This is a genomic window from Flavobacterium sp. KY-23415 (genome assembly GCF_055384985.1).
This window is the reverse complement of sequence record NZ_AP044001.1, coordinates 4,269,084-4,281,787: the sequence shown is the minus strand read 5'-3', so window position 1 is coordinate 4,281,787 and position 12,704 is coordinate 4,269,084. Positions and strand designations below refer to the sequence as shown.

General features: G+C 30.8%; 8 protein-coding genes. All 8 read left to right on the top strand.

The genetic code is table 11. The annotated features are described in order from the left end of the window. Positions 1–2,586: a ribosomal protein L7/L12 gene (locus ACZ49Z_RS18770; protein ID WP_464305832.1), complete on the top strand. Its 2,586-nt coding sequence runs from the start codon at positions 1–3 to the stop codon at positions 2,584–2,586. After that, positions 2,561–3,772 carry a hypothetical protein gene (locus tag ACZ49Z_RS18765; protein WP_464305831.1) on the top strand — a complete coding sequence of 404 codons (1,212 nt, stop codon included), beginning with the start codon at positions 2,561–2,563 and terminating at the stop codon, positions 3,770–3,772. Before ACZ49Z_RS18770 ends, ACZ49Z_RS18765 begins: the two co-directional genes overlap by 26 nt. Next, entirely contained in the window at positions 3,750–4,772 is a 1,023-nt protein-coding gene (locus ACZ49Z_RS18760; protein WP_464305830.1) for a tetratricopeptide repeat protein, read from the top strand. Before ACZ49Z_RS18765 ends, ACZ49Z_RS18760 begins: the two co-directional genes overlap by 23 nt. 128 nt (positions 4,773–4,900) lie before the next feature. Next, a complete protein-coding gene (locus ACZ49Z_RS18755) occupies positions 4,901–6,067 on the top strand; it encodes a hypothetical protein (RefSeq protein ID WP_464305829.1) in 1,167 nt (388 codons plus the stop codon). 167 nt (positions 6,068–6,234) lie between these two features. Then, entirely contained in the window at positions 6,235–8,382 is a 2,148-nt protein-coding gene (locus ACZ49Z_RS18750) for a S46 family peptidase (RefSeq protein ID WP_464305828.1), read from the top strand. Positions 8,383–8,746: 364 nt separating this feature from the next. Next, positions 8,747–9,970, top strand: coding sequence for a sensor histidine kinase (locus ACZ49Z_RS18745; protein ID WP_464305827.1), 1,224 nt, complete (start codon positions 8,747–8,749; stop codon positions 9,968–9,970). A 219-nt stretch (positions 9,971–10,189) separates the two neighbouring features. After that, positions 10,190–11,692 (top strand): FAD-dependent oxidoreductase, encoded by a 1,503-nt coding sequence (locus ACZ49Z_RS18740; protein WP_464305826.1) that lies wholly within the window; start codon positions 10,190–10,192, stop codon positions 11,690–11,692. A 179-nt stretch (positions 11,693–11,871) separates the two neighbouring features. Next, positions 11,872–12,690, top strand: coding sequence for a hypothetical protein (locus ACZ49Z_RS18735; RefSeq protein ID WP_464305825.1), 819 nt, complete (start codon positions 11,872–11,874; stop codon positions 12,688–12,690). Positions 12,691–12,704: the final 14 nt, after the last annotated feature.

Genomic DNA, 12,704 nt, shown 5'->3' with positions numbered 1-12,704 from the left:
ATGGATTTTAAAAAATATTTTCAGCAATACGAAGACTACTTTTGGAAATGTAATTTCTATTTTGACGAATCGGATAATTTTCGTTACATTTTTGAATCTTTAGATGGTACATCGATAGCGTATAAAGAATATGTTACAGAAGTTTTAGAATTACTTTCGGATGATTGTATTCCGCCTTTTGGTTCATTGTTGTTAGCTATTGTGGCAACCAATCCAAATAGTGAAGCTACTTTGAATTCATTATATGATTATGCAAAATCAAAAGAAACCGTTTCCTCTTTCCCTAATGCTAATTTGTATCGAACAGGTGCTGCATTTGATTTTTTAAAGATACTTGCGAGCTTACCTGAGGAATATAAAACAGGTGACAATCGTATTTTGCTTTTCAAAACTATTTTTGAAAAATGCCATAATAGAGTGGGTAGTGAAGTAGCTAAAAAGCTAATTGGTGAATTTGCAGCCATTACAGGTGATTATATAGAAATAATTGGATCAATTCCATTCAACGAAGCCAATTTTATAAAAGATTTTAGGACGATTGCTTTATTAAAGCAAAAGTTTCCAACCAAAGAGTCTTTATTAAAAGCTTTAACTGTTCTACCCGAACCTGAAAAAATTGAAGAAATAGATGAAGAAGTTGTAAGTCAACCAGTTCAATCAAATAAAGCGATTGATTTTATTGAAGAATTAATACAAGAAGAAAAAACGTTTCAAATAGGTAGTTTAATACAACGCATCTGGTCTGGATTAAATATTCCTTTTCATCATAATGTACCAAGTCAACAACCTCTAGGGGGTGTTTCTGATTTAACAAATAAAGGAGATTTTGATAGACTATTATTGTCTGAGTTTGCCAATGATGATCTTGTTTTTTTGTCGCGTTTAGCTAATAATGAAGCCTTATACATTCAACGAGAAATTCCTCCACAAGACAATAAAAAAGTACGTGTTTTGTTGCTCGATGTTTCGTTAAAAAATTGGGGAAATCCAAAAATAGTAGCTTTGGCAACAGCATTAGCCATTGCTAAACATCCAAAGACGGATATAGAGTGCGTGGTATATACTTTTGGAAATGATTTTTTATCTATAAAATTAGATACTATTCTTCAGGTGATTCATAGTCAAAATCAGTTGAGTAGTGTTTTAAATGGTGCTGAAGGATTGCAAACTTTTTTAGAAACGGAGTATCAAACCTTTAATGAAGTAGAATTATTTGTTATAACTACTACAGAAAGTTTTGAGTCTGTTCCTTTTTTAAATGTTATCAATGAAGCGTATGACAAGATAAACTTCGTCATTACAACAGATTTTTTGGGAACTATAGATATTTATAAGATAAAGAACAGAACACGTAATCATGTTAAAAAGATACAGCTATCATTAGAGGAATTATGGAGTAATCCTCCAAAACCAAGAGCAAAGGCAAAAGCAAAACGTTCAAACAGTCAAAGTGAAATTCCTATTTTGTATCCTGTAGAGCGCAATTATAATACTGTTTTTCATTATGAAAGTATTTTTTATATGTTTATTAATTCCAATTTGTTTGTTTTTCAAGACCAACCCTTAACGAAAGGTTTTGAAAAAGTAGCGAGTTCCATTCCTTTTACAAAAGGACAATTTACAATGTTTAAGGATAAAAAGGATGCTATGATTTTGGTAAATTGGTTAGCTGAAGAAAAAAGACTGTCTTTTTATGATTTGGAGCAAAAGACAACTATTTCAAAAGAAATAACAATTAATACAGAATTGGATTTAAAACTCTTTTCAAAAGAACAAAACGTGTATTTTTCGGATGGTGAATTTTTCTATAAGATTACAAATGATTTTGATTGCATAGTAACATCTCATGAAGCTGTAAAAGACTGTTTTAAACAATATAGTTTAAAAAACAATCTGTTTGTAAAGGATTTTAAACATACGAGTAAAACCTATGTTGTCATGAATAACCTTAAAACGGTTAGAATTAAGAGGAATAGAACCGAAGTAAATCAATATCACCATAATTTTAATGATGTGGTTCAATGTAACAAATTTGCTTTGCAATCCAACACATTTATAGAGTATTATAGTAATCGTTTAGATCGCTTTTTGGTCTTAGGAAAGAGAGTTACCTTAGTATTAAAAAAAGCAAATAAAAATCAAATTAATATAATTAAATTTCTAAAAGAGAATTTTAATTATGGTTTAGGTGAAGCGAAAATGATGGTGGATAATTTCAATAAAGTAATTGTTGAAAACATAACTAATGAAGAGGCACAAAAATATAAAACAGATTTAGAAAACTTAGGAGCAACTTGTTATATCGAAACGACTCATTTTATCACAAAAGATGGAAGTAGTATCAGTTGTAACAATGGAATTTTGACATTAGAGAGCAGTAATACCCAAATTCCAAAAATGTATATTCCTTTTGTTGCTAATTTTCCTTCAGCAATGGCAACAGATAATGATTTTACAGGTAATCCTTATTTTTTGCCAGAAGGAAGTAATTTAAAAACAATCCCAACAGAAGATTTTCATGAAAAGTATTATAAACCGTTTATCCAACATATTATAGATTATGAAGCTAACGTTGCAACCGTGTAGAAAAAATTTGTACCCTCTTTCAGGGATTCTCATTAAAGGAGACCATCCACTAGTATGGTTGCAACAATTGCAAATCTTGGAAATTGCTATAAGTGATTATATATGTTATCCAATATCTGGTAAAAAGGCAAACGAACTCTATGGGTGTTTGGTAATACTTCCTGTTGAGGCAATTAAGAAAGAGTATCCACATTTGAGAATTCAATGTTATGAAGAAAAGATTTTTATTCCAGAATTTACAACAATTACCCCTTTTATAAGCAAAGAAGAGGCAAACAAGATTTTAGGGGCTAATTTTCATTTTTTACATCCAGAATTGGGTTTAATAGAACTTGAAGAAGCGATTGATTGGGGTAAAATTCTAAATCCTATTCGTCAGATAAATGTGAAACTAAAAACACCTTATCCAAGTGTTTTTATACCTAAGCAGTTACAATCAGTTCATGTAGAATATGATGAAGAAACTATTTTAAAAGCCTTAGAAGAACCAATATCTGAACAAGAATATTTAGAAAACCTGCCTTTTGATATGAAAAAACTCATGGCAGGTAATAAAAAGGAAATGGAAAAGTTTTTAGCGTTTATGGATAAAAATCCAGAAGCTGCGATGAAATATGCTTTACCATTAGATACATTGGGAACAGCTAGAGGAGATCATTCTGGAGTGTTTCAATTTGGAGGTAGTTTTAAAGAATCTTTTTCTCGTTTTTTTGGATGGACAGACAATGCAGGCAATCCCATTGCTCAAAATGCGAGCGAAAAAAGTTCAAAGATTGTGAATATTATTTTGTTAGTTATAGGGGTTTTTATTCTGTTTAACATTATTAAGTATTTTGCTAACTACAGCATTTCCCATTCAAAAAGTCTGTCCGATGATTATTTAGTATCCTCAACGGGGAATAAGTTTGTACTTTTTCTATTTGTTGCAATTTCTATTGGTGGCATCATTCGTTTAGGGATGCGATCCAAGTTCGATTTTAAAGGAAAATCTGCAACAATAAATAAAGTACTAATGGTTTTGATTCTTGTGGTTTCATTGTATTATTTAATTAGTTTTATGTATGCTAACTTCGGACTTACAAAATGGTATTCTATATTGACTTTAATTTTTATAGTATCATTAATTAATGATTTGTTCAATATAGAAAAAGATATATTTAAAGATGAAGACAAAGATGGAAAATAAACGTTCTTTTGAAAAGAAGGTTATGGATGTAGTATTCATAATCCTCCTCACGAAAGTAATATATTCTTTAATTTCTGGATTCTATTTAGGAAGTAATGATTTTGTAATTTTAATGCTTACAACAGTTGTAATTTCTCTGGTCTTGTATAAAGTATTAAAGAGATTAAGTAATTCAGGAGAAAGTATTAATAGATCAGATAATGGCTTGGGTTCAAATGTTTTGTTAGAAACCAGTATTTTTAATAGAATAGAACAAAAATACCGTGATTTAGCACAAGAATATATCAAGAATAAAGAATACAAAAAAGCGGCTCATGTGTATATGAAATTGCTAAAGGATAATTATACAGCTGCTAATGTATTATATGAGGGAGAATTTTACCTAGAAGCAGCAGCTGTTAATTTAAAATATTTGAAAAATGAAAACAAAGCAGCAGAATGTTTTGAAAAAGGAAAAGCTTATAAAAAAGCGCTAGATCTTTATGAAAAACTGAATAACTATGAAAAAGTAGGGGATATGTATGTCAAATTAAACAACAAAGAAAAAGCACATAAAGCCTATTATAAAGTAGCCGATGATAATGTAATTAGTGGTCAATATGTTAAAGCAGCGCAAATTTTGCGTGAAAAAATAAAAGCACCCAAAGAAGCACAAGAATTACTATTAGACGGTTGGGAAAAGGGATTTCAAAGGGAAGAATGTCTGTCTAATTATTTTCAATTTTTACAAAAGAAAAAAGAAATAGACCAAGAAATTCAAATTATTTATGATACCAAAACAAACGACAATAATAAGAGAATATTTTTACAAGTAATAAAAAAGCAGTTTGGAAAAAGTGATAAAATGAACAAAAGAATCAGAGACATCTCGTATGAAATTGTGGCACAATATATTCATAAAAGCCCAGAAATTGTTTCCGAATTAAACTATTTAAATGTTCAAAATACGACTTTTACTAAAGATGCCTTACGGTTTAAGTTGAATAAAAGAAGAAATTAAAAAGAAGTTGTTAGAATTAAGAAAATATAAGTAAAACAATAACAAGTGCTTAACAAGATTTAAAAGTCATTAACCTTTTTAGTATAGCTATTCGCATAGATTTGTAAACAACTAAAAAACAAAACAAAATGAATTTAAAATCTATACTCACTTTAGCACTTGCTTTTGCTTCTTTTTCAGCTTTCGCACAAACGCACAACATAAAAATCAATGGCAACATCCGAATGCCAAAAGATAGTCTTGTAGCGACTCAATTAGTCACTTCATTAAATCAGTTTTTAAAAGCAAAAGAACAACCCAATGACCAAAATAAATTAATTCTCCATTCTGAAAATGTAGTTACATATCTTCTCCTAGATGAAATGAAAGGAGTAGAGAAAGATAAAGAATTGAATGATGATTTTTTTTATAAACCCTATCTAACAAATTGTGTCCCATTGAGCAATGAAGCATACTATTTACAAATAGCCTACATTGGTATAACTAATGAAACACCATTTCTTAGAGCAAGTTTTGAAATAATCGCACACAAAAAAGAAAATACCTTTCTATTTTCTTCACCCTTCATAAGAAATACTAAAGACTGGAAGACCAAAACAATACAAAACACTACATTTCATTATCAAACCACTATAAATAATGCTAAAATTAAGGAGTACATCAAATTAACTTCTTTTTTTGATAAGAAACTCAAAATAGAAAATAAAACCACAACATTTTATTGTTGCGAAAATATAATGGCACTGCAAAAGTTAATAGGCATACAATATAAAGTAGAATATAATGGAAGAGCAGAAAGTATTTGGAGTGCTACCGATAAAGATCATAAAATTATTGTTTTGGGCAATGATAATGCTACTTTTAACCATTTCGACCCGCACGATCTGTGGCACGATAGACTAAGTTTAGTTGTTCCAAGAAGCGAAGTAAACAAACCTGTCGATGAAGGTTGTGCTTATATTTATGGAGGAAGTTGGGGGCTCACTTGGCAAGAAATTTTTAAAGCCTTTAAAGAACAAGTCGCTAATAATAGAAATACCGATTGGAAAGCTGTAAAAGAAAAACGATTAAACTTCCTAACCAACGGATATAATAATAGTGCCGATTATATTGTGAATGCTTTGTTGGTAAAAAAAATAGAAAAAGAAAAAGGATTTGAAGGAGTTTGGGAGCTATTAAATGTTGGTCCATTCGAAGCAGGAAATGAAAAATATTATGCAACCCTCGAAAAACTAACAGGAATAACCAAAGACAATTATAATCAAAGAATATGGGAATTGATAGAAGAAGAGTAAAACCACACACTTTTGTTATCATCACAAAAAAAAAAGTTACAAGTATCAGGGAATAAATAGATGCCAACAACGTTAATATTATCTTAAATATATTGTTTTTATTTATCTTGAGCATTCCCATTTTTTTTAAAAAAATTATCTTCGCACAACTAAAAGAATTATTTAATATGAAAAAAATTTTATTATCGCTTATCGCAACCATTATGCTTGTGCCAGCTTCGGTAAAAGCAGATGAAGGTATGTGGTTCTTAATGTTCATTGAACGATTAAACCACCGCGACATGCAAAAAATGGGCTTGCAATTAACAGCCGAAGAAATTTATAGCATTAATAACCATAGTTTAAAAGATGCTATCGTTCAATTTAACGGTGGTTGTACAGCTGAAATGATTTCAAAAGACGGATTAGTTTTAACTAATCACCATTGCGGTTATGATGCTATTGCAGAATTATCATCGGCAGGAAAAAACTACCTCAAAGACGGTTACTGGGCAAAGAGTAGAGCAGAAGAGTTGAAACCATCAAGCTTGTTCGTTCGCTTCTTTGTTCGTATGGACGACTGCACTAAAAGAATTCTATCCGTTGTAAATCCAAGTATGAGCGAAGCAGATAGAGAAAAAGCAATTAACCAAGAAATTGCAAAAATCGAAAAAGAGAACAACGAAGGTGGAAAATATACTGTTTCGGTGCGTCCATTTTTTCAAGGAAATGAGTATTATTATTTCGTTTATCAAGATTATAAAGACGTTCGTCTAGTGGGAACACCACCAGAGAGTCTAGGTAAATTTGGTGGCGACACAGACAACTGGGAATGGCCTCGTCATACTGCCGATTTCTCAATGTTTAGAGTATATGCAGATGCCAATGGAAACCCAGCAGAATATGCAACAAGCAATGTGCCTTTGCAACCAAAACACCATTTACCAGTAAACATTGGTGGTGTTACAGAAAATGACTTTGCCATGATTTTAGGCTATCCAGGAAGAACCAATCGTTGGATGCCAGCAGGAGGAATTGAGCAAAACGTAAAATTTGCTTATCCAGCTTGGGTTGAAGGTTCAAAAACAGGAATGGACAACATGAAAAAATACATGACGCAAAGTGAGGAATTAAACCTTATTTATGCCTCAAAATTTGCAGGTGTCGCCAACTACTGGAAAAACCGTCAAGGAATGATTGATGCGTTAACAAAATTTGAAACAGCCAAAACAAAAGCAGCACAAGAAGATAAATTTCACAAATGGGCAAATAAATCTGCAAACAAAGCAAAATATGGTAATGTAGTACCTACAATTAATGCCTATTATGCAATGACCAATGAAAAAGCAAGACACGACAATTATTTAGTGCAATTGTTCAGAACATCAACTTTTGGAACAATAGGGAGAAGCTTAGGAAGACAATTGGAAAATTATGTAAAAGCAGATGAAGCAAGAAGAGCACAAATGGCTCCAGCACTTTTAGAAATGATTACTGCTATGCATAAAGAAATACATCTACCAGCAGAAAAAGATATTTTAGCAGCTCAGTTAAATCTATATAGCAAAAAAGCAGGATACACTATTGCTCCCATAGTTGAAAAATTAGCTAAAGAAAACAATGGAGATTTCACAAACTATGTAAACGCAACTTTCGATTCAAGTATTTTTACATCTATTGAAAAGGTGAAAGCATTTTTAGATGCACCAACAGAAGAAGCACTAAAAAATGATCCTTTATATGTTTTAAGTAATGAATTAGTAGCACACTATTTATTAAAAAGTGACGAGCTATTAAAAGCACAAAACGATTTTGAAGCTTCTTTCCGCCTATTAGTAGAAGGATTGAGAGAATCTAAAATAGGAGAAATTAAATATCCAGATGCTAACTCTACATTGCGTTTAACATATGGAAAAGTACGTGCTTTACCAGCAGACAAACGCAATGATGCAAAAATCAACAACTATACAACCTTAGATGGACAAGTAAAAAAATACAAAAAAGGAGATTTAGAATTTGATTTGCCAACAAGAGTATTAGAAATGAATGCTAAAAAAGAATTTGGTCGTTATGCAGACAAAGACGGTTCTTTACACGTTAATTTCTTAACAGACAATGATATTACTGGAGGAAACTCAGGATCACCTGTATTAAACGGTAAAGGAGAATTAATCGGTTTAGCATTTGATGGAAACATCGAAGCGATGGCAGGAGATGTTATTTTTGATAAAAATCTACAAAGAACAATCAATGTTGATATTCGCTATGTGTTATGGGTAATCGAGAATTTCTCAGGAGCAAAACACATTGTAGATGAAATGTCGATTGTGAAATAATAATTGAAAGAAAATAGTATTATGAAGGCTGCCTGAAAAGGCAGTCTTTTTTGTTTCTAATCATAAAAAAAGCACACAATGACCAAATCCAGTTATTGTTTACCAAATTAGACCATGCAAGAGATCATTATATAAAACCCAAAGGAATTAAAGTATTTGTATGTGGTTGTTATTTTTATTAGTTGTAAATAGTTGATAAAAAGCTATTTGTAATTAATATCTTGAAATTTTTTTAGGAACTATTAAGAAAAAATAGTTAACTTTATTCAAGACAGGAGATAAGAAAGAGTATCTATATTCTTTTAAAACAATTATCGATGCTCATTAATATCAAAACTGTCAGCATAAATAAAAGAGTACAAATATGGAAAAGCCCCAAATTCCTCAAAATGAAGACCTACGTTCTAAAGCCTTAACGGAGTATGATATATTAGATACTTTGCCAGAAGAAGAATATGACGCGTTAACAAAAATTGCAGCCACAATTTGCGGAACACCAATCGCATTGGTAAGTTTAATAGATTCCAATAGGCAATGGTTCAAATCACGTTATGGACTCGAAGCAACAGAAACTCCAAGAGATTTAGCCTTTTGTGCACATGCAATAAATAGACCTCACGAATTATTCATCATTCCAGATGCAACCAAAGACAAACGGTTTCAAGATAACCCATTAACCACTGGAGACCCTAATGTGAAATTTTATGCAGGTGTTCCTCTAAACACCAAAGAAGGTTATTCTTTAGGGACACTTTGTGTCATAGACACCAAGCCAAGACAAGACCTCACAAAAAGTCAAAAAGAAAGCTTGGTAGCATTAGGAAATCAAGTGATGACACTATTAGAATTAAGAATAAAAAACAAACAATTAGAAGAGAAAAATGAAATAATTAGCAAAAAAAATAGCCAACTAAATGATTTTGCGCACCGTCTCACCCATGATCTAAAAACTCCCATTCGGGGCATAAGTACCTTAATTAGTTTCATAAAGGAAGACTACAAAGACCTTATAAAAGATACAGAGATAGAAAACTGGACAACCCTCATTAATGCTCGACTAGATTATATGGACTTCCTAATTAGCGGTGTTTTAGCATATTCAAATTTAAACAATAGTCAAATTGCATTTGAAAATTTCAACATAGAGACTACAATACATTATGTCCTTAGCAATGGCAATTTAGAAATTCCAGTCCATTGTACACTTCAAAATTGCAATCTAACGATCCATCATTCTAAAATTGGATTCATACAAATATTTCAAAACCTAATTTCCAACACCATCAAACATACTAATAAAAATGAATGTAATGTGTTAATTAGTTTTGAAGAAAATGAAAAAGAATACTCCTTTGTCTATGAAGATGATGGGCCAGGCATACCAGAAAAATATTGGGAAAAAGTATTCGATTTATTCGAAACCCTATGCAAAAACGAATCTAAAAGCACAGGAATAGGATTAGCAACAGTTAAAGCAATAATAGAACGCACTGGAGGCACAATATACCTAAAAGAGAAAGCAAATAAAGAGAGTGGTGTTTGTTTTTGTTTTACTTTGGCAAAAAAAGGCAAACTAGAAACGGTTTAATTTTATTCATTATTAGTGCTTTAGGAAAATAAAGATAATGCTATTAAGCTTGTCTTTAGACTCAACAAACAACGTTTCTGAAAGTTAAAGACAATAGTAATTTTTTTTATTCGTTTAAGTACGATTAAAAAGATCTTTTCGTCAATTATTTTTTTCTTATTTTTATTAAGTCTTAACAAGAATTGTTTAATTTTGTATGCATACATATAAAATAAACAAATGAAGAAGATTGTAATTTTTGGTTCTGGGATAACAGGACTCAAATTAGCGCACGAACTAATTAAAAAAGGGAATTCGGTTACTGTTTATGAAACAAAGGACCAACCGGGAGGAAAATGTAAAGGAACATTTCAAAATGATTTACCAACCGAACTCACTCACAGGCAAATGTTTGCTTCAAATATTAATTTCATTACTACACTACAAGAAATTGAATATAAAGGAAGTAGTCTTTTAAAAAATATTGAACCAATCAATAATGTTCAGTTTTATTGGGCAAATGAACAAAAGTTTATGAATTTTAATAGAAAATTCTTCAACCCAATAGCACAATTAATAGACAATGTAAAATCGGCAAATGCCCTGTTTTTTTCAGGAATACCTTTAAAGGACATTTATTGGTTTAGGTCTAAATTGGCTGTAAAAAAGAGAGAAAAAGACATTTATAACCAACCTGTGTCCGACTATTTAGAATTTGATAAAAGACCTGAGTTAGCTAATTTTATTCTTAAAATTTTATCCACATGGATAGGTGGGAATGAAAAAACAAAAACAAGCGATTTTTTGCTATTATTTAATTATAAAAATCTATCTAAGAAAAAAGTATATAATAGAACAAATACAACAAGTATCACTCTCAATGGACCAATCTCCGATGCATTAATTCAACCTTGGTATGCTTTTTTAAAAGAAAAAGGAGTTAACTTTCATTTTAATGAAGGTATAGCGCAACTGACTATTAAAGAAGGTGCAGCAGTAAACGCTATTTCGAAAAATAACAAGATAATAGAAGCAGACGTCTTTATACTCGCAATTCCTCCAAAGCAAGTCATATCGCTATTGCCAGAAATAGCAAATAAAGTATCGGTTAATCATATAAAAAGTCACGGTTTTCAAATGCATTTTAAAGAAATTCCAGCACTATTTAAAGATAAAACTATTGGAATCATTGCAGACTCTGCTTGGGGACTAAGCTATAAATTGTATCATAGTGAAAAATATGCCAACAAAAAGTTCCTCAATAACAATAAACTAACCATTTCTATTACAGCTACAAAGACCGAAAAAAATAAAGGGGCTCTATATAATAAACCTCTAATAGAATGTACGTTGAATGAGGTAGAAGATGAACTTGTGTATCAAATGGGATTACAAGATCACTATAAAGATTGTATAAATGGACGTTTAAATATTGGTATAGGAGCACAATACCTTCATTATTCAGAAACCACTCTCGAAGAATACAAACATTGGCATCTTGGACCAATCGTTACAGAAAAAGATGGAAGTAAGTATTTCTGGGCATTCGAAAATGAATTAATTAACCCGAATTATAATAATAATGTGCAAATTACCTCTGCACTTTCCAATAATGTTTTCATTTCAGGAGAATGGGTGAACGATGACAATCAGAAATGGACAGTACCCTCAACAATTGAAAGATGCATGGAAAATGCATTAATTTGTTCCGAAATAGTTAACGACTATCTGGTTGAAGCATAACGTTACAATCTCAAATAATATTAAAATAGTGTAATGTCTTTTGTGATTTGAATGTACAAGAATACAGTCTTTTTTTTACAGTACATTCTAATCACAAAGTCTTCAAATCATTGGTGTCACATTGTAATTCATAATGTAACACCAATAGATTTATAATCTCATACTTTAAAAAAAATAAAATGACCTCAATTAGAAATATAAAATACCAAATTTTTACTACTTTACTTTTTTTTGTTTTAAGCCTACTTTACTGTTTTTTCATCCAATATAGTGTTCAAAAAAGTGTTTATAGCGAGATTTTTATAAGCTTACTTTTCCCTTTATTACTGATTCCTTTTTTTAATAAAAATTATCTAACATCAGATATTAAAAGACTATTAATACTAGAAACATTATTCAATCTAATATGCATTACTTTAAAACTGAATACTTTTTTTAAAATTGAACTATTTATTTTCGATATCGCATTTGCAATATTCTTTCTGTTTCAATCGGGTGGTTTTTTACTTTCGTTACTTTCTAAAAAAGCCTATTATAATTTAGTACCAACAATAGCTTTAACCATTGGACTTTTTGTTTATTATTTAAACGGTACAACTACAGCACTCTCTTCTAATCAAGAAGTACTCATTTTTGGCTATAATGCTCCAGTTACCTTGCAATTAATCTATGGTTGTTGGTTAGTGGGAGTGTTGTTAATAGACAACAAATTTCTTTTGCCTAAAGTTACTGTATTGGTTGTGCACGTTGCTTCCTATATAGTTGCATTGCATTCGAATGAATTTTTTCATGCCAGAATAGTAACAGCCTGTCATCTTTTTATCCTTAATGCCGTTTTTGTATATAAAGCTCAAGAGTGGGTAAATAAAGATTTTGTATCACTACAATTTTTAAAAACCACTTTAGAAAAGCCTCAAAAAAATAAAGCATTATCCATAACAATAAGCATTTTAGCAATATTCTTTTTAGTACTTTTATGCAGTAAATTCGAGCTTTGAATTAGATAAGCAAA